The organism is Glaciimonas immobilis (genome assembly GCF_011947285.1).
GTDB classification, from domain to species: domain Bacteria; phylum Pseudomonadota; class Gammaproteobacteria; order Burkholderiales; family Burkholderiaceae_D; genus Glaciimonas; species Glaciimonas immobilis.
In genome coordinates, this window is sequence record NZ_JAAOZT010000002.1 from 834,590 (window position 1) to 857,908 (window position 23,319).

Consider the following 23,319-nt stretch of genomic DNA (forward strand, 5'->3'; position numbering starts at 1 on the left):
GTTGACGCTTACCTATGCCGGAATATCCGGAATTAATTGCATTCTTAAGAGGGTAATATGGTCTTTTAGCTGCAGCTTGCGCTTTTTCAGACGCCGCAATTGTAACTCTTCGCGCCGCACCTCGTTGGCCATTACATCGATCACAGCATCCAGATCGCGATGTTCTACTTCAAGCTCAATGATACGGCGGTGAATATTTTCTCGATCTAGCATAGTCACATTCCCGCGATGAATTCAACAAAAGTTAAGAAAATATTTTACGTTTGGCACAAGATGTTGATGCGTATAGTCGAACTTTATCTATCTAACACATTGAGTAGATGAAAAGCCTCTAGTTTAAATGATGGGGCAAATAATCCAAGCCCGAGTGCAATATTAAGCCAAAGAACGCTTAATCTAATTTTTTACCATTTTGCTATTATTTTCGGCGCAATACTTTGCATTACAGTCGCGCCAATATAATTACGGCATATTTAAACTACCCTCCAGAACGCAGTTTAATCTACGCAGACCAATGCGCCAATATAAGATCGATGTAGTGTCCGGTCAGCACCTTGCAGAGCACAAGGAACAACCAGATCGTGTTGCCCTTTTCAGCGCCTAAAGCCCCCGGGATAGCCAAACCGATCCTCACACTACCATGGTGGCACTGCTGCTATCGCCGGACGACATGGCAACCGGGAGTCACGTCGGCGACTCTCGCCTTTATCGGTTTGGGCGCGGCAGTTCATCGAACATACATGCGATCATTCATTTGTTGAACGTTTAATTAGCGAAGGCAAAATATCACGACCAGAAGCACCATAGAATCCGATGGCCAGCGTACTGATGAGCGCGATTGAATTCAGCCCGGTAAAGCCTATGGTTTCATAGTATCTCAATCTACGGCGGATACTTATGTGAGCTAAAACGGTTGGGTGGCTGGCCAATAAAGATGATGAAGATGATGAAGAGTGTTAGCGGCGGACGTCGCAAGGACTATCGCAATACCGGCTACCGAGACCGTTGCAAGGGACTTGTGCCGGATTCGCCGCCAACCCACCTGCTGCTTGCCTCAGAAACAGGCGCCAATCACCTTAACAAATATGCAAGCGATGATTGATGGACCCAGAATCAAGCATTGATTTAAGATAGGATGCCTGTGTCAGCCGCAGACTCCACCACATTGCTTACGGCTGCGCCGCCGGCACTGACGTTGTTCCCGATGGCGTCGACGGGCTTGGTGAAGGCACAATCACCGTCTTCGGTAGCGGCGTCACTACCGGAGCGGAAGCAGCTTTCTTCGCGGCCAGCTGACGTGCTTTTTCAGCCTTCTTTGCAGCCACTACCTTCTGTCGTGCGGCTGCGTCCTGGCCTTTTTTGATAAATGCCGCCCTATTCGCAGCGCGCTCAGATGCTCTGGCAGCTTCGGCCTGCTTGATACTCTGCAATTTATTGGCATTGTCCGAAACCCGCTTCTCAGCCTCACCAGCATGCAACTTCGTATTGCTCTGGACAGCGGCGTTCTTTGCAGCTCCTTCTTTAACTTTGTTTGCGTTGGATAGTTCTTTGTCCTTTTGATCCTGTTGTACTTTCGGTGCTGAAGCCTCCGTCTTAGCCTGTTGTTCTGCAAGTGCCTTATCCCGGTCATCAGCCGTGGCACGTCGCTTAAATGCATTCGCTTCCACTTCCAGCGGACGAATCTGCTTTAGGGCTAGTCTGCGCTGCTCTTTAGCGGCATTCAAACAATAGGTGGTAAAGAATTTTTTATAACAAACACGCTGCTCATTGAGGTTGCGTAGTTCTACCTCGGTCCGTGCTTTGGTTACATCGGTCAATACCGCATCCGCCTCGGTCACCGAAGTGACGGAACCTGGCGGGTGGCGCGCTATAAATTCTGCAGCAGGGATGGATGAGTCGAATACTGAATTAGGGTCTCTCATCAAGTTATCTACCGCTTGAGCCGACGGTTGAACGGGGTCTTTGGCACTCTGTGCATTCTCCGGAGGCGCGTTGGCTGGCGAGACACTTTGGGCAGTATCTTCTTGTCCGGCACTTACTTTACTGACTTGCTTGCTGTCGGATGTGATGTTGATATCATCCGCCACCTTGATACCATCCTGTGCCGACGCAGTGCCGGTCATTATGGCGCAGCTTAAGAAAAAAATTGTTGCAAAAGAAATATTCGATATGATGGATACTATTGATATAGCGCGCTGAGAACAAGCGTATGTCTTGCTCACTGGTGGTTGCGTTTGAAAAACAAAAGAGGTCAATCTCACAGGTTTCCTTCCATTTCGTTACATTCATGCATTAATAACTACCCCTCTCACGACCCACAGTCTGATTGATCGCGCAACGCTTGACAATGATAATGTCAAAACTATGGTGCAATCCGGTAGTTTTCATCATTGGTCCAAGTCAATAAATGTGACGAACCAAGTTTCGATCTATCTTTATTTCTTTTATGCAATAGCGGCTGCGGTACCCCGCTGCTCCGCATCCATGTATTCCTTCGATTGCATTTCACTAATACGTGACACCGTCCGATGGAACTCGTTGGCAAGCATGCCTGTGGTATAGAGTTGGTCGGGAGGTACCGCGGCGGACATGATTAGTTTTATCTTATGGTCGTAAAACACATCAATCAACCAAGTAAATCTGCGTGCCTCGGAGGACATTGCCGCTGACATTTGAGGAATGCCGGACAATATCACTGTATGAAAGCGGCTGGCAATCTCCAGATAATCATTCTGCGAGCGCGGACCCCCGCAAAGCGTCACAAAATCAAACCAGATGACGCCTCCTGCGCGTCGCAGCGACTTTATTTTGCGGGCTTCGATATCCACCACAGGATCTTCGTCCGCAATTTCCGCTATGCCAGCGAAGGCATGGCGCAAGGCCCGATCACTGACACCGTTCAGGGGCGTGTAATAACTATCCACAAGGTCCATCGCGAGTCGCCGATAGTCTATCCCGGCGTCGATGTTCATAACATCGAGTTTATCGCGCAAGAGTTTAATGGTGGGCAACATACGATCGCGATGCAGTCCGTCGGGATACAGTGTCTCTGGCTCATAGTTGGACGTCATCACGAACGAGACACCATTCTCAAATAACGCGCGCAACAAATTGTAAAGGATCATCGCATCGGCGATATCCGAAACATGAAACTCATCAAAGCAGATCAAACGATATTTCTTTGCAATTCTTTTGGCTACTTCATCCAGCGGATCTTCTACCCCTTTTAATTCATCCAGCTGCCGATGCACCGCACGCATAAATTCGTGAAAATGCAAGCGTACCTTGCGCACTACAGGAACCACCGAATAGAAACTGTCCATCAGAAACGATTTGCCACGTCCGACGCCACCCCACATGTACAAGCCACGCGGTATGTCGGGGCGATTGATCAAACGTTTAAAAGAGTTGGAGCGCTGTGCCTTAAAGGCAACCCACTCCTCATAGGAGCGCTGTAGTCGTTCAACCGCCTGCAACTGCGCTGCATCGGACGTAAAGCCGCGTTGAGCTAACGTCTGCTCATAACATTCCAGGACGTTCATGATGGTGAATTCTCGCATGCTTAACTTACCAACCGCACTTACGCACAAGTACAGAACGATTGGGTAAAAACAAAAATGGGCGAGCCACTGCTCACCCGCGCTCAATCGTTACGATAGCGACATCTACAGAGGATCCAGTTTGACCATTACCTGATCGGGATAGGCGCTATTTTTGCCATCAATTACCGTTGGAATACGGGTGTTTTGGCCTAAGCCGATACCACCGCCACCAGGAGCGCCGCTGCCCATGTTTGGTACGCCAGCACCCGGAGGCCCTTTAATGGTCATCTCTGCGTTCCGGTATCCGCTCTTGCTGCATTTCAGGTGCAAGTCCCCGTCCGGAGCAGAAATAACGATCTCGCCGGGTGTAGTGACGGTCCAGGTACCGCCATCGGTTTTTACAACGCAGCGCGCAGCATGGATCGACTGTTCGCCGGAGCTGGCTTCAATCTTGACGTGTCCGTTGCCTTGCCCCGTCGTCGCACAACCGGTAAGAACACACATGGTTATGACACTGGTTAGTAGTATCGATAACGGGATCAAATGAGGCATCGCTTTTCCTTAAAAGTTAAGCGAGCGCTTATCGACAGCCAGAGCAGCTTCTTTAGTGGCCTCCGACAATGAAGGATGGGCGTGACAAATACGTGCGATATCTTCGGCAGAAGCGCGGAATTCCATTGCGACGACGGCTTCCGAAATTAGCTCCGAAGCCATTGGTCCGATGATATGAACTCCCAGGATTTCGTCGCTCTTGGCGTCCGCCAAAAACTTTACCATACCGGAAGTGTCGCCTAACGCCCGCGCCCGACCATTTGCCAGAAAGGGGAAAGTACCTGCCTTGTAAGCAACGCCTTCGGCCTTCAATTGCTGTTCGGTTTTACCCACCCATGCGATTTCCGGTGACGTGTAAATAACCCACGGAATTGTGTTGAAATTTACATGACCATGTTGACCGGCGATGCGCTCTGCGACAGCAACGCCCTCTTCTTCGGCCTTGTGCGCTAGCATAGGGCCGCGCACCACATCGCCAACTGCCCAAACATTGGGCAAATTGGTTTTGCAATCGCCATCAACATTGATGAATCCGCGTTCATCGAGTTGCAGACCTACAGTTTCGGCGTTCAGTCCGATAGTGTTTGGCGTACGACCGATGGAAATGATTAATTTGTCGAATACCGCTTTCGTGGCTTCGCCTTTGGCGTTTGTATACTCGACCGAAACATCATTTTCACCAGCAGTGATTGTACCGATTTTGACGCCCAGACTAATACTCAGTCCTTGCTTGGCAAATAATTTAGCCGCTTCTTTTGCGATTTGATCATCTACCGCGCCGAGGAAAGCTGGTAGCGCCTCGAGTACGGTGACTTCTGCACCCAGACGCCGCCAGACACTGCCCATTTCGAGACCGATAACGCCAGCACCGATGACGCCCAGTTTTTTAGGCACGGCACCAATTGATAGTGCACCGGTATTCGATAAAATTAATTTTTCGTCGAAATCTGCGCCAGGCAGCGCGCGCGCGTTGGAGCCGGTCGCCAGAATAATGTGCTTGGCCGTGATTGACTCTTCGCTCTTGCCTGCCACTTTGATCTCGTAGCCTTCGGCGTCGGCCTTACCCAAAGAACCAACGAAGGAACCTCGACCATGAAAAAAAGTTACTTTATTCTTCTTCAGCAAATACAGGATACCTTCATTGTTTTGCTTGATGACTGTATCTTTGCGTGACAGCATTTGCGGCAAATTCAGGGTCATTTCTTTGATGTCGATACCGTGATCGGCAAAGCTGTGGCCTGCGTGCTCGAAATGCTCGGACGATTGCAATAAAGCTTTTGAGGGAATGCAGCCGACATTGGTGCAAGTGCCGCCCGGCGCTGGATCGCCGTTTGCATTTTTCCACTCATCAATACAGGCAGTACTAAAACCTAATTGTGCAGCACGAATTGCTGCGATATAACCGCCAGGACCGCCACCGATCACGATAACGTCAAATTGCTTACTCATAGTTTTTCCTTCGTTCGTTTACGGCGCTCTTTGCCTATCAGGCATTACGCATTACGCATTACGCATTACGTCAGTATCAGTAAATCCGGTATTTTTGCCTATTACAAAACAAGTCGCCGCTTAGCAATAACCATTAAACACCAAACGCCAAGCGCACTGATGATTGCTAAAAGTGCGCTATGCCTTAGGTTCATCGTGGGCTTATTTGTTGGACAAACGCCAATCGCGTAAAGAAGCGCTTTGCGATATTGGCTCACCCACAGGCACACGCTTGATGCAGGTTGGAGTCCCCTGTCGGGACTTTAACCAGCATCGAAGCACAAACCTCTATCACAAAAATACTCTCTAATTACAGGTCTAACAACAGACGTGCTGGGTCTTCCAAAGCATCTTTGATAACTACCAGTGCCAACACTGCTTCACGACCATCAATGATGCGGTGATCATAGGACATCGCCAGATAGTTCATCGGGCGAATGACGATCTGACCGTTCTCAACTACGGCCCGGTCTTTGGTTGCATGTACACCCAGAATCGCCGACTGTGGAGGATTGATAATGGGTGTCGACAGCATCGAACCGAATGTTCCGCCGTTGGAGATAGAGAACGTACCGCCGGTTAAATCTTCCATCGTCAGTTTGCCGTCGCGTGCTTTAGCGCCGAATTCGCCAATTTTCTTCTCGATATCGGCGATCGACATCTGGTCGGCGTCGCGTAACACTGGTACGACTAAACCACGTGGTGAACCCACAGCAATACCGATGTCAAAATACCCGTGATACACGATGTCGTTGCCGTCTACAGACGCGTTCACTACCGGGTATTTTTTCAGCGCAGCGACTGCAGCCTTGACGAAAAACGACATGAAACCGAGCTTAACGCCATGTTCCTTCTCGAATTTATCTTTGTACTTGCTACGCAAATCGATGACCGGCTGCATGTTAACTTCGTTAAACGTCGTCAGGATGGCATTGGTCGATTGCGATTGAATCAAGCGTTCCGCGATACGGGCGCGCAAACGACTCATGGGCACGCGCTCTTCTGGGCGTTCTTCTTTTTTCGCTTTGTTTGGCGCAGCAACCTGTTGCAGTGCGGGCTTTGCGGCTGCAGCAGCTGGAGCCACCACCGGTGTTGCTGGCTTAGTCGCTAGCGTATTAAGAACATCACCTTTGGTCACACGACCATCTTTACCGCTGCCAGCGACTTGCGTTGCTGTCAGATTATTTTCTGATAACAGTTTAGCTGCGGCTGGCATCGCGATGCCAGCCGCAGAATTACTAGCTAGTTCCGGGGCTGCAACAGGCGTCGTAGCATGACCAGGTTGCGGGACTGGGATCGCGGAAACTTCCATTGGACTGACTTTGGCCGCTGCATCAGTATCGATAATCGCGATAAGTTGACCGGCGACGACCGTCGCACCATCAGGCTCAACTATCTGAACCACGATACCGTCGTTTGGGGCTGGCAGCTCCAGTACGACTTTATCAGTTTCGATATCAATCAAATTCTCATCGCGCGCTACTGGATCGCCTACTTTTTTATGCCACTGCAACAACGTCGCTTCGGCGACAGATTCTGATAGTTGGGGGACTTTAACTTCTATAAGTGCCATGAATTTCTCCGTAATTGGTGCGTATCAGACGTGCCATGTTATTGCAGCACGTCTGAGCTTCAGTTTCAGTTATTTGGTAAGAACAAAGCCTTTGAGCTTTGAAAACGCGGTATCAAGTAAGGTTTTTAATTGGGCGTAATGCTTGTCGTAGTAACCCACCGCAGGCGATGCGCTTGCTGGACGGCCTGCATAAGCAAGCTTTTGACCATCATCCAGGTTTTCAAAAATATTATGCTGAATCTGTAGCCATGCACCCTGGTTTTGTGGCTCGTCCTGCGCCCAAACCAGTTCGGTGAAGTTCGAAAATTGCTTCAACTCGGCAGCAAATGCTTTATGCGGGAACGGATACAACTGCTCCAGACGGATAATCGCGACATCAGCCTGTCCGCGTTCTTTGCGTGCGTTCACCAGATCGTAATAAATCTTGCCCGAACAGGCAACAATACGCTTGACCTTCTTGGTATCAATCTTGTCATCAATTTCACCGATGACGGTCTGGAACGTGCCCTTTGCCAAGTCCGACAACGGCGAACCGGCATCTTTATTCCTTAGCAGTGATTTTGGTGTCATGATCACCAACGGCTTGCGGAACAGACGAATCATCTGACGGCGCAACAGGTGAAAAATTTGCGCTGAGGTAGTCGGCTGAACAACTTGCATGTTGTTGTCTGCACATAACTGCAAGAAACGCTCAAGACGCGCAGAAGAATGCTCTGGCCCTTGACCTTCATATCCATGCGGAAGCATCATGACCAAGCCTGATGCACGACCCCATTTCACTTCGCCGGAGCTGATGAACTGATCAATAACGACTTGCGCGCCATTGGCGAAGTCACCAAATTGCGCTTCCCAGATAGTGAGCGTATTTGGCTCGGCTGTAGAGTAACCGTATTCAAAACCAAGCACTGCTTCTTCAGATAGTACCGAGTCGATGACATTGAACGGTGCCTGTTGATCCGACACGTTTTGCAGCGGGATATAACTACCTGCATCCCAACGCTCACGGTTTTGATCATGCAATACGGCGTGACGATGAACGAAGGTGCCGCGACCGGCGTCTTGCCCCGTCAGGCGAATCGTGTAACCCGACGACACTAAAGATGCGTAGGCCAGGTGCTCGCCCATACCCCAGTCCAGATTTAATTCACCGCGACCCATGGTGGCGCGATCATTCAATACTTTCTCAACCAATGCGTGCACTTTGAAGTCATCTGGCACGGTCGTAATACGGCCAGCAAGACGCTTTAATTCAGTTAGCGGCACTGCAGTATCGGCAGCATCCGTCCACTTACGGTTCAGGAACGGCAACCAGTCTACGGCATACTTGCTCTTGAAATTAGTGATGACCGGGTCAACCGTATGTTTACCGGCGTCCATCGCGTCGCGATAGGCCTTAACCATTGCATCGCCTTCGTCGGCCGCGATAGTACCTTGTGCGGTCAACTTGTCTGCGTACACTTTACGGGTGCCAGGATGCTGGGCAATCTTTTTGTACATCAGCGGTTGCGTCAACGCTGGCGTATCTTGCTCGTTGTGACCTAATTTGCGGAAGCAGATAATGTCTACAACGATGTCTTTTTTGAACTCAACACGGTAGTCGAGTGCGATCTGGGTGGCAAATACCACCGCCTCCGGATCATCCGCATTGACGTGTAATACGGGTGCCTCGATCATCTTGACAACGTCTGAGCAATATAGCGTCGAACGTGAGTCACGTGGATCTGAAGTAGTAAAACCAATCTGATTGTTAATTACGATATGTACGGTACCACCTGTGCCGTAACCGCGTGTTTGCGCCAGATTGAGCGTTTCCATGACAACGCCCTGACCTGCAAATGCAGCATCGCCATGCACCAGAATCGGCAAAACCTGGGCACCGTCTTTGTCGCCACGACGTTCCATACGCGCTTTAACCGAACCTTCAACCACTGGGTTGACGATCTCAAGATGCGATGGATTAAATGCTAACGACAAATGCACCGGTCCGCCTGGACTGGTAATGTCGGAGGAGAAGCCCTGATGGTATTTAACGTCACCGGCTGGCAAATCATCACCGTGTTTACCTTCAAACTCAGCAAACAATTCTTGCGGCATCTTGCCGAGAGTATTAACCAGAACGTTCAGGCGGCCGCGATGGGCCATGCCGATAACGATTTCCTGTATGCCTTTTTCGCCGCCGCGCTGAATGGTCTCATCGAGTGAGACGATAAAGCTTTCACCACCCTCAAGCGAGAAACGCTTTTGACCAACGTAACGTGTGTGCAGGTAGCGCTCAAGTCCTTCGGCTGCCGTCAGGCGCTCAAGGATGTGCTTTTTCTTTTCTACTGTCAATGTCGGGGCCGAACGGGTCGACTCAAGACGTTCCTGAATCCAGCGTTTTTCAGTCGGGTCGCTCACGTACATATACTCAGCGCCAATCGAACGGCAATAAGTATCGCGCAAGGAATTCAATAGATCGCGCAACGTGGAAGTCTCGGTGCCAAAATAGGTATTGCTGATGTTGAACACGATATCCATGTCCGCATCAGTAAATCCGTAAAATGTAGGATCCAGCTCAGGAATAGCTAAACGTTCCTGGCGCTGCAGCGGATCGAGATTGGCCCAGCGTGATCCAAGATAACGATAAGCGGCAATCAGCTGCGTGGCGGCGACACGTTTGCGGCCCATTTCGGCGTCAGCTGAGGCTGAAATCGTGCGAATTGGGCCATTCTTTGCGCGCTCGGCAAATGATGCGACGACGGTTGCATGGGCAACGTCTGGCTTGTCTGAGCCGTCGACTGCAGGCACGTGTTGCATGGCGTCGAAATACGCGCGCCAGTTATCTGAGACAGATCCGGGATTGTCGAGGTATGACTCGTACAGCTCTTCAATGTACGGTGCGTTACCTCCGAAGAGATACGAATTAGAGCTATATTGCTGCATCATCTTGCTCACCTTTCTTCGCGTATCGCGAGATTAGCGGGTTCATATAACCTTCCGCGACACGGCCTGACCGGTTAGCGGATTGCACATCAAGTTGTGGGGAAGGGATTAGATTACAACTGCTATTTACTGCATTTATTACTTTACCTGTTACTTTGCTGATTACTCTATTTATTATGCTTCTTGCTGACTTGTTCGTCGATTTACTTAAGGCTGCATTCTTTGGAAACGACGTGTTGCATAACAATCGTGTGCTCACACTTTTCGACTTTGTCATCTCTGCCACATTTCAATGCTGAACATAGCGCTGATGGACTTGACCAAATATGCAGTTATCCGTTGCAACCCCGACTAATACTTCATTGATGCAAGAGCATAGCATAACTACTAATTTCCAATACAAAAAAAGCGAATCTTCCGATTCGCTTTTTTTATCTGCTTACTTACTTGCGGGAGTACGACTCTCTATTTCCACTACGTCGCGCGTAGGTGAACCGATAAACAATTGACGCGGACGGCCAATTTTTTGCTCAGGATCGGAAATCATCTCGTTCCATTGTGCGATCCAGCCTACGGTACGCGCCATTGCAAAGATTCCGGTGAACAGCGAGACTGGAATGCCTAACGCTGATTGTACGATGCCTGAATAGAAATCGACGTTCGGATAAAGTTTGCGGGAAACGAAATATTCGTCTTCTAGCGCTACCTTTTCCAATGCCATTGCCAGCTTGAATAATGGATCGTTTTCTAGTCCCAACTCTGCCAACACTTCGTAGCAGGTTTCACGCATCAATTTAGCGCGTGGATCGTAGTTTTTATAAACACGGTGACCGAAGCCCATCAACTTGACAGTCGAATTTTTGTCTTTAACCTGACGTACAAATTCAGGAATGTTATCGACAGAACCGATTTCTTTTAGCATGTTCAGTGCCGCTTCATTGGCGCCGCCATGTGCAGGGCCCCACAAGCAAGCGATACCCGCAGCGATACAGGCAAATGGATTTGCGCCACTTGAGCCAGCCAGACGCACGGTTGATGTTGAAGCATTCTGCTCGTGATCAGCGTGCAGGATCAGGATACGGTCCAGAGCACGCACCAATACATCGCTAGCCTTATATTCTTCGCATGGCGTCGAGAACATCATGTGCATAAAATTGGCACTGTATGACAAGTCGTTACGCGGATAAACAAACGGTTGACCAACGTTATATTTGTAAGCCATCGCTACCAGAGTTGGCAGCTTTGCGATCAGGCGGATTGCTGACACTTCACGATGGTGAGGATCAGTAATATCCAGTGAGTCATGGTAAAAGGAGGACAGTGCGCCGACTGTACCGACCAGAACAGCCATCGGATGTGCATCACGACGGAAGCCACGGAAGAAAAACTGCATCTGCTCATGCACCATCGTATGCTTGGTCACAGTGGCATCAAAAGTGACTTTTTCTTCTGCCGTTGGCAACTCACCGTTCAGCAACAGATAGCAAGTTTCCAGAAAGTCGCAATTGACAGCCAGTTGCTCGATCGGATAACCGCGATAAAGCAGTTCACCTTTGTCGCCATCTATATAGGTAATCGATGAATTACAGGCGGCAGTGGACATGAAACCGGGGTCATAGGTGAACTTGCCGGTCGCACCATATAATTTACGAATATCGATCACTTCAGGACCGACGGTCCCTTTGTAAATTGGAAAATCGATCGATGGGCTACCGTCAGAAAATGATAGCGTTGCTTTTGTTTCAGCGTTGGTCATGGCTTTCCCTCTTTCAACAGGTGGTGCTTTATAAAAATACAAGACGTTTATACGCTGCTGCTCCGCATGCAAAGTGTCGCATTTCACCGACTATATAGCGTCAATGGCGGAATCATTCTTGCTCAGATAACGCGTAGTCGCGCGACCAAAGCATGCACCTGAGGCAAATTCACTTCGCCCTCGGCCTCATTGCGTCCCATCAGCAAATTCATCAAATCCCCATCGGATAAGTTCATCAATCGCGTGAAAGCATCGACATCGTCGTCCGTCATGGTGGATTCATTTGCATCCAAAAATCTGGTGAGAATCAAATCATTTTCCAAAAGGCCGCGCCGTGCACGCCAGCGCAATCTTGCGCGCTTTGCGGGGTCGTCCTGGTGAGTAATGGTCATGATTTATTTATTCCGTTTAACACAGTGGTTCTTATGGATCACCGATGAATCAATATAACTCAACTGCAAAAACTCTTAATACGACTCTGATCAAAAATTCAAATGCTTCTGATCAGAGTCAACGATTGCAATAATTCTTTACAGCCGAACCATCTATACAGCGCGACGAACCATCAGTTCTTTGATCTTGCCGATAGCTGCATTAGGATTCAATCCCTTAGGGCAGACATCAACGCAATTCATGATCGAACGGCAACGGAATAAACGATACGGATCTTCCAAGTTGTCCAAACGGTCACCGGTCGCTTCATCGCGGCTATCAGCAATGAAACGATAAGCCTGCAACAAGCCTGCGGGTCCGACGAACTTGTCCGGATTCCACCAGAATGAAGGGCATGACGTCGAACAGCAAGCACACAGAATACACTCGTACAGGCCATCCAGCTCTTCACGCTGTTCGGGAGTCTGCAAACGCTCCTTTTCCGGCGGAATAGTGTTGTTAATTAGATATGGCTTGACTGAATCGTACTGCTTGAAAAACTGCGTCATATCGACGATCAGATCACGAATTACTGGCAATCCAGGTAATGGGCGCAGGACGATTGGCTCAGATAGTTCGTTCAGATTAGTCGTGCACGCCAGGCCGTTTTTACCGTTTATGTTCATGGCATCAGAACCACAAACGCCTTCACGGCAGGAACGACGCAACGACAGCGAGTCATCAACATCCGCCTTAATGCGTTGTAAAGCATCAAGTAGCATCTTATCTGTCGGCAACAATTCAACCGTCAGATCTTGCATGTAAGGCTTCGTATCCTTGTCCGGATCGTAGCGATAGATTTTAAATTTAATAGTACGTGACATGGCTAGACCTTATTAGAAAGTACGTGGTTTTGGCTTGAACGTATCAACCGTCAGAGGCTTGGTAATTACCGGCTTGTAATCAAGACGATTACCTTCGGAGTACCACAACGAATGCTTCATCCAGTTTTCATCATCGCGTTTTTCATAATCCCGATGCGCATGCGCGCCGCGTGATTCTTTACGAGCGGCTGCGGCAGTAATGGTCGCCTTCGCTACTTCGATCATATTGTCAAGTTCAAGGGCTTCAACGCGTGCAGTGTTGAAAACCATCGACTTATCCTGAAAGGAAACATTCTTACGGCGCTCATCAAGCACCATAATTTCTTTGTAACCTTGCTGGAGCAATTCATCGGTCCGGAAAACGCCGCAATAATGCTGCATCGTTTTACGAATATCATTAGCAACGTCTTGCACACGCTCGGTGCCGGTACTGGCTTCCAGTTTGGCGACACGTGCCATCGCGGCGTCTGTTGCACCAGCTGGAAGCGGCTTATTACTGCGTTCTTTAAGCTTGCTGTCAACAATATGATTACCTGCAGCGCGACCAAAGACAACCAGATCCAGCAGCGAGTTGGTTCCCAGCCGGTTTGCGCCATGGACAGAAACGCAAGCACATTCACCAATCGCATACAAACCATTGACGATTGCATTAGGGATGCCGTCTTTAGGCACCACTACCTGACCGTAAACGTTGGTCGGAATTCCACCCATTTGATAATGGATCGTCGGCACGACAGGAATGGGCTCTTTGAGCGCATCCACGTTAGCAAACTTATGACCAATTTCCAGAATCGATGGAAGACGTTTTTTGATGGTCTCGGCGCCAATATGGCGTAGATCCAGCATCAGGTGGTCCTTGTTAGGACCGCAACCGCGACCTTCTTTGATTTCTTGGTCCATCGAACGCGATACAAAGTCACGCGGCGCAAGATCCTTCAGCGTAGGTGCATAACGCTCCATAAAACGCTCGCCTTCAGAATTGATCAGGATACCGCCCTCACCCCGAACACCTTCTGTAATCAGCACACCCGCACCGGCAACGCCAGTTGGATGAAACTGCCAAAATTCCATGTCTTCCAGCGGAATGCCGGCACGTGCAACCATTCCCATACCGTCGCCAGTATTGATAAAGGCGTTGGTTGATGCGGCCCAGATCCGACCCGCGCCACCCGTTGCCATGACTGTAGTCTTGGCTTCCAGCATCATGATCTCGCCGGTTTCCATTTCAAGTGCCAGCACGCCCAAAACATCGCCGTCAGCATCTTTAACGAGATCAATCGCCATCCATTCAACAAAGAAATGCGTCTTGGCGCGAACGTTACGTTGGTACAGAGTATGCAGCAATGCATGACCGGTACGGTCAGCCGCAGCGCAAGCACGTGCAACTGGCTTTTCACCGAAGTGCGCAGAATGCCCGCCAAACGGACGCTGATAAATCGTACCGTCAGCGTTACGATCGAACGGCATACCTAAATGCTCAAGTTCATAAACGGCTTTGGCTGCTTCGCGACACATAAATTCAATAGCATCCTGATCACCTAAGTAATCCGAGCCCTTGACCGTGTCAAACATGTGCCAGTACCAGTTGTCCTCCGACATATTTCCCAGTGAAGCACCAATACCGCCCTGCGCCGCAACCGTGTGCGAGCGTGTGGGAAATACCTTAGATAGCACGGCAACATTTAAACCAGCTTCTGCCAACTGCAGCGAAGCACGCATACCGGAACCACCGGCACCAACGATTACCGCATCAAAGCGGCGTGTAGGAATTGTGGATTTGATTGCTGCCACGATTACACTCTCCACAAAATCTGCGCCGCCCATCCGGCACAACCGACTAGCCACAAAATTGTGGCAACTTGCAATACCAATCGCAGAGCGACAGGCTTAACGTAATCCATCCAGATATCGCGAACACCAATCCAGGCGTGGTAAAACAGCGCCATCAGCGTGACGAAAGTCGCCAGCTTAAACCACTGATGCGAGAACAATCCCGCCCACCCCTGATAACTGAAATCATTTGCGGTCAAAAAAGAGACTAGCAGAACGACGGTATAAACCGCCATGACAACCGCGGTAGCACGCTGTGCCAACCAGTCTCGCAGACCGTAATGCGCACCAACGACCAAGCGTTTTGAGCCAATATTATTCGCCATTTAGAATGCTCCGAATAGTTTTAATGCCACGATAAGCGCCAGCGGCAGGCTAACAACAAATACGCCAACCGATGACCTGCGTGCGCTATCTTTGTCCAAACCGATATGATTATCCATGACCAGATGACGGATGCCAGCACAGAAATGATGCAAATAAGCCCACGACAATGCCAAAATAATCAGTTTAACGAACCAGTTCGACGTAAACCCCTTTAGGTACTCGAAGGAGGTTTCCGACACTAAACTGGAGTCAAGCAAGAATAGTATGAAAGGCAGCAGCAAAAACATCAACAAGCCACTGATTCGGTGCAAAATAGAGATGAAACCTGCCAGTGGCAACCGGTATCCAATGATGTGACTAATATGTATGTTGCGAAATTGGGGCCGCGGATTTTTTTCGGCTTCTGCATCGGGCATAACGGGGGTTCTCCTCAGTATTTGAAACAATTGCGATTAAACAACTGCATGATTTTCGCTTATTTTGGTGCAGCACACCATTATTATTAAATATTCAGCCGCCTTATGGCGTTTTGCGGTAATGACGACCGGTTTATTGCCTACACTTTGCCATTCAAACTACACACTTCAACAAACTCAGTGGCTTGCCTTTGTACCGACGCTCGCCTGTATTACCTTTAGCAACACCTATCACCACAAACACCTCGCTAGTCTACTTTTCTTTTCGGCATACGTAGGGCAAATATACAATTTCTAACTTAATTCGTTCTGATAATGATGATGCGCCGTTACATACAGGCCACGTCGAACCTCAACCGGTTTATCACCGTAGGTGAACGACACGCGTTCCACGCTTAATAATGGCGACATTGGGGCTACATTTAATAAAAGCGCGATCTCTTCATCCGCGCTGGCCGCACGTATCTGCTCCGTGGCGCGGATCATACGCGTACCAAATTCAGTTTCAAATAAGCCATACATCGGCCCTCGATATTCTGCTAGACGTTCCAATGTGAGGCTCTTGAATATTACGCCCGGCAACCATAACTCTTCCACAATGGTGGGAACTCCCTCAAACGACATAACGCGCTTAACGAATACTACAGAATCTCCGGATTTCATGCTTAAGAGCCGTGCAATTTCAGCTGGAGCCCGTAAGCGCTTCAGTTCGATGACTCTTTTTTCGGCGGGTTTCGGCTGTCCGTCGTCCGGCATCAATCGCAAAAATCGAAATTGCGTTTTATCTTCGTGATGCGTTGCAACAAATGTCCCTTTTCCCTGACGCCGGATCACCAGATTTTCTGCAGCCAGTTCATCGATTGCCTTGCGCACGGTTCCCTGACTGACTTTAAATCGATTGCCTAGTTCTACTTCACTGGGAATGAGCTCGCCGGGCTTCCATTCGCCAGACTGAAGGCGCTGCATGATGAGCGCTTTAATTTGTTGATAGAGGGGGCTGAATGTGGGAGATGCCGCAGGGACGCCAATATTGCCTGGGGTGGCTGGATCAGCAATGACTATATTTGTTGGATTGGAACTCATAACGTAATATTTCAACACAAAACTACCCAGCTAGTCCAGCACAAAGTACATCATTAAGATGTCTTATATAAGATATAAGATAGTGATTGACAGACAAACTTGGTGCGCCTACACTCGCTACAAACCTATTTTGCTTAGGATCGCCAAATTGCTTTCTGGTCGATTTACGCAAACCACACTAATTCCGCGTTGGTCTTAAACGACCCGTGCAGCTATAGATTGCACCCTCAAACTTTCCGTGGCTCCGCAAGTGCTGGCGGTTTTGGCAGGAATGTCGCCAAAACTAACTGACGCATACTGCATTCGACGGTATCATATGAGGTTACGCAATATAGATTACGCTTTTCATTACCACTCTGGAGATTCAACATGGCTAAAACCCCAATGCGTGTTGCCGTAACCGGCGCCGCTGGTCAAATCGGTTATTCCCTGTTATTCCGCATCGCTAATGGCGACTTGCTCGGCAAAGACCAACCGGTCATTTTGCAGTTATTGGAAATTCCTGACGAAAAAGCCCAAAAAGCATTAAAGGGCGTCATCATGGAAATCGACGACTGCGCATTCCCGCTACTGGTTGAGGTAACCGCACATAGCGATCCGATGACAGCGTTCAAGGACGTTGACGTTGCTCTGCTAGTGGGTGCACGTCCTCGCGGTCCAGGTATGGAGCGTAAAGATCTGCTCGAAGCCAATGCTCAAATTTTTACAGTTCAGGGTAAAGCACTGGATGCGGTCGCTTCCCGCAATGTCAAGGTACTGGTCGTCGGCAATCCAGCCAACACCAACGCTTACATCGCGATGAAATCTGCACCAAACCTGCCGGCCAAAAACTTCACTGCAATGCTACGCCTGGATCATAACCGTGCGTTGTCGCAAGTTGCTGCCAAGTCTGGTAAGCCGGTGGCCGCAATCGAAAAAATGTTTGTCTGGGGCAATCACTCGCCAACCATGTATGCCGACTATCGTTACGCGACCGTTGAAGGCCAGTCGGTCAAAGATTTGATCAACGACCATGCGTGGAATAAAGACGTGTTCCTGCCAACAGTCGGCAAACGCGGCGCAGCCATCATCGAAGCACGCGGTCTGTCATCGGCAGCATCCGCAGCCAACGCAGCAATCGATCACGTGCGCGACTGGATACTTGGCACTAACGGCAAGTGGACGACTATGGGTGTTCCGTCGGATGGCTCATATGGCATTCCAGAAGGCACAATCTTTGGCTTCCCGGTCACTACTGAAAACGGTGAATACACCATTATTCAGGGCCTGGAAATCGACGCATTCTCTCAAGAACGTATCAATGTCACGTTGAACGAACTGCTGGAAGAGCGTGAAGGCGTGAAGCATTTGGTAGGTTAAGTCCTGCCGCGATGACGCATGCGACGCTTACTGGTCGCGTGCGTCCGAATATTCATCCTTGATATTCTATTTTTGTTTTGGGATATCAAGGAGAAATAGTATTACGATAAATTTCGGCGGAGAGATTCGGTAATAAGGTTTAGTAACTGAAACGCGGAAACTAAAATCCGGTAAGTTAGAAGTGTAACCAATACCAGTCATAGTCATTTTAATATACAAAAAATTAAAGCTATTTCTCGCAGCGTGCAGTTGAATTATTCAGTAAAAGCCAAAGTTTAATACCCTATCCAAGTCCTTTCACGCAAAAGCAAGTCGAATGCATCCTACCGAGGTTTTATTCCTAGGCAAGCAACAACCGGTCTCATTACCGGCATGTGATCACTACGCGGGCGCAGAAAAAATAATGCGCAAGTCGGTCACACTTCAGCATACTCTGGGTCCAGTATTTGACATCACTTTTGATTGCGAAGACGGCGCCGCCTCCGGTAACGAAGTGGCACACGCTCGTCTGGTGGCGGAGGTTATCGCCAGCCCGGACAATCGCTTCAATCGCATCGGTGCAAGGGTTCATGACGTGGGGAGTAGCTTTTTTGAGCAAGATGTAGAAATCATTTGCCACACTGCTGCCACCCGATTGGCCTATCTGATGTTGCCTAAAGTTGAGCGTGTCGCCGATGTTATTGCAGCGTTGGACCTGATTAATCACCACAGTCAACGCGCTGGCAGAACAACAATGCCTGTCCACGTTCTGATTGAAACCCACGGTGCTTTAGCCGATGTAACCGCAATTGCCGCACTGCCCCAAATTGAGTCGCTGTCGTTCGGCATCATGGATTTTGTTTCTGCGCACTATGGTGCCATCCCAAGCGATGCGATGCGCTCCCCCGGGCAGTTCGTTCATCCCCTTGTCACGCGTGCCAAGCTTGAGATTGCTGCGGCCTGCCACGCGCACGGCAAAACACCTTCGCACAACGTCACGACCGATATCAAGAACAATGCGGTGGTTGCAGACGATGCGCGGCGTGCCCGAATGGAATTTGGCTACACGCGTATGTGGAGTATTCACCCCCAGCAAGTGCAGCAAATTTTGAACGCATTTTTGCCATCGCAATCCGAAGTCAGCGAAGCCGCGGAGATTTTACTTGCCGCTCAAAAAGCAGCATGGGGTCCAATACAACATCGCGGCACTCTGCATGATCGCGCCAGCTACCGTTATTATTGGACGGTTTTACAAAGGGCAAAAAATAGTGGAATTACCCTGCCACCGCTTGCCAACGCATTATTTTTACACTAGACATTCTTTTTTATACTTTACAAATATTCTATTGCGCCTGCTAACGTCATCATTTTCTGCGTAATATTTACTGCCTGATAATCACTGCCTCACTACCCGTTCACACAAAATGAAAAAGACCTTTACTTTCCTCAGTTTGCTCTGCGCCAGCTTCTTGATCGCTGCGCCCATGAGTTCTATTGCCCAAACTACTGACACTAAGCCTGCGCCGACCAAAAAAGTGGTCAAAAAGAAAACCGTTAAAAAATCTACCGGGAAGAAAGCGATACCCGCTCTTGAAACGGACGATGGCGAAGATGAAGGCACGCCAGATATCAAAGTCGATATCGCCATCGACTACAAGTGCGAGCTTGGTAACAAATTGACGATTTACCGTAACGCTGCAGATCCTAAGCACATCGCTTTACGCTGGGGTAATACGCTACATCGTCTCACCACCGTTAGTACAACAACGGGTGCCAGTCGTTATGAAAATCACAAATATGGTTTGGTTTGGATTGGCATTCCGACTAAAGGTATGTTGCTTGACTCAAAAAAGGGTCAACAACTAGCTAACGAATGCATGTCGTCCGAGCAGAGCCCGGTCCCTGCACCGGCACCTACGGGAAACCTTGCGGAGCCTGCCCGTAGCTAAGAATCGAAATACGGCAATACCGTGACCAAACCTACCACGCCCAGTTGGAGCGGAGTGGCAAGTATGCTGATGGCTGCGGTAGTGTCTATCTTTTTTTAAGAACCAGTTTACTATCTGACTGCTCGGACGTGACTAGAAGTTATATAGCGTTGAAAATACTGAAGATATCAAGACCGTTCCGATATTTCGCGCCCTTTTCAGCAAATAATGCCCGTGCGTCGCTGATCGCAAGCGGGTTCTAAGTCGTTAAGAACGTTCAAAGACTCTTTGCAGGCTTAAAATTTTTAATTTAGGTCAGGAAGAGTGCGAGATTTTCGCGTGCTGACACTGGCCAGATGTAAACCAGTGCCGTTCATCTATTGAATGCGTGCCAAAGATGTACCCCATTACCGTAATACCTGGATTGTTAATTAAGGAGAAATCATGTCTCGCAACACGTTGAACACGCTCAAGGAATTTAAAATTTCCGATACCAAGAAAGGCAAATTTTATTCATTGCCTGCACTTGAAAAAAAACTCGGTATTAACATTTCACGCCTTCCGGTCTCCATCCGTATCGTGCTGGAATCAGTATTGCGTAATTGCGATGGCAAGAAAGTAACTGAAGAACATGTTCGGCAACTGGCTGCATGGAGCGCAACTGGCGCACGTACGGAAGAAATTCCTTTTGTCGTTTCTCGCGTAGTCCTGCAGGATTTCACCGGCGTACCACTGCTGGCTGACCTGGCTGCGATGCGTAACGTCGCCGCCCAACTCGGCAAAGATCCAAAAAATATTGAACCGTTGGTGCCAGTGGATCTGGTTGTCGACCATTCTGTGCAGATCGATCATTTCCGTGAAAAGAAAGCGCTCGACCTCAACATGAAACTGGAATTTCAGCGCAATAACGAGCGCTATCAGTTCATGAAATGGGGCATGCAGGCATTTGATACTTTCGGCGTTGTTCCTCCAGGCTTCGGTATCGTCCACCAGGTCAATCTGGAATACCTCGCACGCGGCGTGCACAAAAAGGGTGACGTGTTTTACCCGGATACATTGGTCGGTACTGACTCCCACACCACCATGATTAACGGTATCGGCGTAGTCGGCTGGGGTGTTGGCGGTATTGAAGCGGAAGCGGGTATGCTGGGTCAACCGGTTTACTTCCTGACACCGGACGTTGTCGGTGTCAATCTGGTAGGCCAATTGCGCGAAGGTTGTACCGCAACTGACTTGGTCCTGACCATCACAGAACTGCTACGTAAAGCAAAGGTTGTTGGCAAATTTGTTGAGTTCTTCGGCGAAGGCACTGCGTCCCTCAGCCTGACAGACCGCGCAACCATCGCCAACATGGCACCAGAATATGGCGCAACGATGGGCTTCTTCCCGGTTGATGAAGCAACGCTGGACTACTTCAAGGGCACCGGGCGCAGCAAGGCTGAAATCTCCGCTTTCGAAGGCTATTTCCGCGCACAAAAATTGTTCGGCATTCCAAAAGAAGGCGACATCGATTACACCACTGTTATCGAACTTGATTTAAGAACAGTTGCACCATCATTGGCGGGTCCGAAACGTCCACAAGACCGTATCGAAATCGGCAATGTAAAAAACAACTTCGCTGAATTGTTCAGTAAATCTGCTGCAGAGAGCGGTTTCAACAAGAAAGCCGAAGACCTCGACGCTAAATATGTCAACGCTGATGGCGTTAAGCTGATGAACGGCGATGTATTGATTGCAGCGATCACTTCATGCACCAACACCTCCAACCCAAGTGTCATGCTGGCGGCTGGTTTGCTAGCTAAAAAAGCGGTTGAAGCGGGCCTTAAAGTCTCACCACACATCAAGACCTCGCTCGCGCCTGGCTCACGTGTTGTGACCGAATACCTGACCGCTGCCGGACTGCTTCCGTACCTGGAAAAGCTGGGCTTTGGCGTCACTGCATACGGTTGCACCACTTGTATTGGTAATGCTGGTGATTTGACGCCAGCGATGAACGAAGCGATTGTTAAAAACGACGTCGTTGCGTCAGCGATCCTATCGGGTAACCGTAACTTTGAAGCACGGATTCATCCGAACATTCGCTCTAACTTCCTGGCATCGCCACCGTTGGTTGTGGCTTACGCCATCGCCGGCAACATGACGCGCGATCTGATGACTGAGCCAGTTGGCCGTGGTAAAGGCAAAGATGGTAAAGCCAAAGATATCTATCTGGGCGACATCTGGCCTACTTCGCAAGAAGTTGCCAAGCTAATGAAATTTGCGATGAATGCCAAGACTTTCAAGGCAAACTACGCAGACGTAAAAGGCGCACCGGGCAAGCTGTGGGAAGGCATTAAAGGCGTGGCACAAGGTGAAGTTTATAACTGGCCAACCTCGACATACATTGCTGAACCACCGTTCTTCCAGGACTTCACCATGGAGCCGAAACCGGCTGCTACCGGCATCACCGGCGCGCGCGCTTTGGGCGTCTTTGGCGACTCCATCACAACCGACCATATCTCACCAGCCGGTGCGATCAAAGAATCCAGCCCTGCTGGTAAATGGTTGGCAGAAAATGGTGTCCTGAAGGCTGACTTCAATTCCTACGGTTCACGCCGTGGTAACCATGAAATCATGATGCGCGGCACTTTTGCTAACGTCCGTATCAAAAACTTGATGATCCCGGCAACACCAGACGGTTCACGTGTTGAAGGCGGCATCACCCTGCATCAACCTGCCGCTGTTGAAATGTCGATTTACGATGCAGCGATGCAATATGTCAATGACGGCATTCCAACCATGGTCTTCGCAGGCGAAGAGTACGGTACAGGTTCGTCACGTGACTGGGCAGCTAAAGGTACGCAACTACTCGGCGTGAAAGCAGTTTTTGCACGATCGTTTGAGCGTATTCACCGTTCAAACCTGGTCGGCATGGGCGTATTGCCACTGCAATTTCTGGGCGACGACAGCGCCGTTACGCTGGGCATCACCGGCGACGAAACGTTTGACCTTAAAGGTATTGACGGTGAAATCAAGCCACAACAAGATGCCATCCTTGTCATTCATCGTGCAAACGGCGATACGCAAGAAGTGACTGTATTGCTGCGCATTGATACACCTATTGAAGTTGACTACTACAAACACGGCGGTATTCTGCCATTCGTGTTGCGTCAGTTGCTGGCAGCATAAGGTAAGTTGCGGCTGGTCGCGGTTGATGTATAGACCGGCAACCAGTCGCAGTTTCGTTGCATAGTAAATGTTTTAACACGATGTATTAAAGCAATGTGTTTAGTACCAGTAGCATGCGCTGCTGCAACAAGCACGACCGC

At 49.3% G+C, this 23,319-nt stretch carries 18 protein-coding genes; 4 read left to right on the top strand and 14 right to left on the bottom strand.

Annotated features, from left to right (window positions below):
- Positions 1–12 precede the first annotated feature (12 nt).
- The 14 genes from HAV38_RS06080 to HAV38_RS06145 all read right to left on the bottom strand — a co-directional run bounded on the left by HAV38_RS06080 (position 13) and on the right by HAV38_RS06145 (position 16,745).
- A complete protein-coding gene (locus HAV38_RS06080) occupies positions 13–213 on the bottom strand; it encodes a YdcH family protein (RefSeq protein WP_168053330.1) in 201 nt (66 codons plus the stop codon).
- 956 nt (positions 214–1,169) lie between these two features.
- Positions 1,170–2,123 (bottom strand): hypothetical protein, encoded by a 954-nt coding sequence (locus HAV38_RS06085; protein WP_168053332.1) that lies wholly within the window; start codon positions 2,121–2,123, stop codon positions 1,170–1,172.
- Positions 2,124–2,444: 321 nt separating this feature from the next.
- Positions 2,445–3,542, bottom strand: a complete 1,098-nt coding sequence (gene zapE, locus HAV38_RS06090; RefSeq protein ID WP_168053334.1) for a cell division protein ZapE — start codon at positions 3,540–3,542, stop codon at positions 2,445–2,447.
- A gap of 123 nt (positions 3,543–3,665) precedes the next feature.
- On the bottom strand, positions 3,666–4,094 hold the full coding sequence (locus HAV38_RS06095) for a hypothetical protein (protein ID WP_168053336.1): 429 nt from the start codon (positions 4,092–4,094) through the stop codon (positions 3,666–3,668).
- Positions 4,095–4,103: 9 nt separating this feature from the next.
- Positions 4,104–5,543, bottom strand: coding sequence for a dihydrolipoyl dehydrogenase (gene lpdA, locus HAV38_RS06100; RefSeq protein WP_168053338.1), 1,440 nt, complete (start codon positions 5,541–5,543; stop codon positions 4,104–4,106).
- 349 nt (positions 5,544–5,892) lie between these two features.
- Positions 5,893–7,155, bottom strand: coding sequence for a 2-oxoglutarate dehydrogenase complex dihydrolipoyllysine-residue succinyltransferase (gene odhB, locus HAV38_RS06105; RefSeq protein ID WP_168053340.1), 1,263 nt, complete (start codon positions 7,153–7,155; stop codon positions 5,893–5,895).
- A gap of 69 nt (positions 7,156–7,224) precedes the next feature.
- Complete coding sequence (locus tag HAV38_RS06110) at positions 7,225–10,080, bottom strand: 2-oxoglutarate dehydrogenase E1 component (protein ID WP_168053342.1); 2,856 nt, start codon at positions 10,078–10,080, stop codon at positions 7,225–7,227.
- Positions 10,081–10,516: 436 nt separating this feature from the next.
- Entirely contained in the window at positions 10,517–11,833 is a 1,317-nt protein-coding gene (gene gltA / locus HAV38_RS06115) for a citrate synthase (RefSeq protein ID WP_168053344.1), read from the bottom strand.
- A 122-nt stretch (positions 11,834–11,955) separates the two neighbouring features.
- Complete coding sequence (locus HAV38_RS06120) at positions 11,956–12,225, bottom strand: FAD assembly factor SdhE (protein ID WP_168053346.1); 270 nt, start codon at positions 12,223–12,225, stop codon at positions 11,956–11,958.
- Positions 12,226–12,378: 153 nt separating this feature from the next.
- Positions 12,379–13,089 (bottom strand): succinate dehydrogenase iron-sulfur subunit, encoded by a 711-nt coding sequence (locus HAV38_RS06125; RefSeq protein WP_168053348.1) that lies wholly within the window; start codon positions 13,087–13,089, stop codon positions 12,379–12,381.
- Positions 13,090–13,101: 12 nt separating this feature from the next.
- Positions 13,102–14,880 (bottom strand): succinate dehydrogenase flavoprotein subunit, encoded by a 1,779-nt coding sequence (gene sdhA / locus HAV38_RS06130; protein WP_168053350.1) that lies wholly within the window; start codon positions 14,878–14,880, stop codon positions 13,102–13,104.
- A gap of 2 nt (positions 14,881–14,882) precedes the next feature.
- On the bottom strand, positions 14,883–15,245 hold the full coding sequence (gene sdhD / locus HAV38_RS06135) for a succinate dehydrogenase, hydrophobic membrane anchor protein (RefSeq protein WP_168053352.1): 363 nt from the start codon (positions 15,243–15,245) through the stop codon (positions 14,883–14,885).
- Entirely contained in the window at positions 15,246–15,662 is a 417-nt protein-coding gene (gene sdhC / locus HAV38_RS06140) for a succinate dehydrogenase, cytochrome b556 subunit (protein ID WP_168053354.1), read from the bottom strand.
- Between the two features lie 294 nt (positions 15,663–15,956).
- The gene (locus HAV38_RS06145) at positions 15,957–16,745 is read right to left on the bottom strand and encodes a GntR family transcriptional regulator (RefSeq protein ID WP_168053356.1); all 789 of its coding nucleotides are present in this window, start codon (positions 16,743–16,745) and stop codon (positions 15,957–15,959) included.
- A gap of 369 nt (positions 16,746–17,114) precedes the next feature.
- Here HAV38_RS06145 and HAV38_RS06150 point away from each other — a divergent pair, with 369 nt between their 5' ends.
- From HAV38_RS06150 to acnA, 4 genes are all read left to right on the top strand, one after another.
- On the top strand, positions 17,115–18,104 hold the full coding sequence (locus HAV38_RS06150; protein ID WP_168053358.1) for a malate dehydrogenase: 990 nt from the start codon (positions 17,115–17,117) through the stop codon (positions 18,102–18,104).
- Positions 18,105–18,420: 316 nt separating this feature from the next.
- Complete coding sequence (locus tag HAV38_RS06155) at positions 18,421–19,398, top strand: HpcH/HpaI aldolase/citrate lyase family protein (protein WP_168053360.1); 978 nt, start codon at positions 18,421–18,423, stop codon at positions 19,396–19,398.
- Positions 19,399–19,567: 169 nt separating this feature from the next.
- Positions 19,568–20,032, top strand: coding sequence for an MliC family protein (locus tag HAV38_RS06160; RefSeq protein ID WP_245182214.1), 465 nt, complete (start codon positions 19,568–19,570; stop codon positions 20,030–20,032).
- Between the two features lie 423 nt (positions 20,033–20,455).
- The gene (acnA, locus tag HAV38_RS06165; protein ID WP_168053364.1) at positions 20,456–23,179 is read left to right on the top strand and encodes an aconitate hydratase AcnA; all 2,724 of its coding nucleotides are present in this window, start codon (positions 20,456–20,458) and stop codon (positions 23,177–23,179) included.
- Positions 23,180–23,319: the final 140 nt, after the last annotated feature.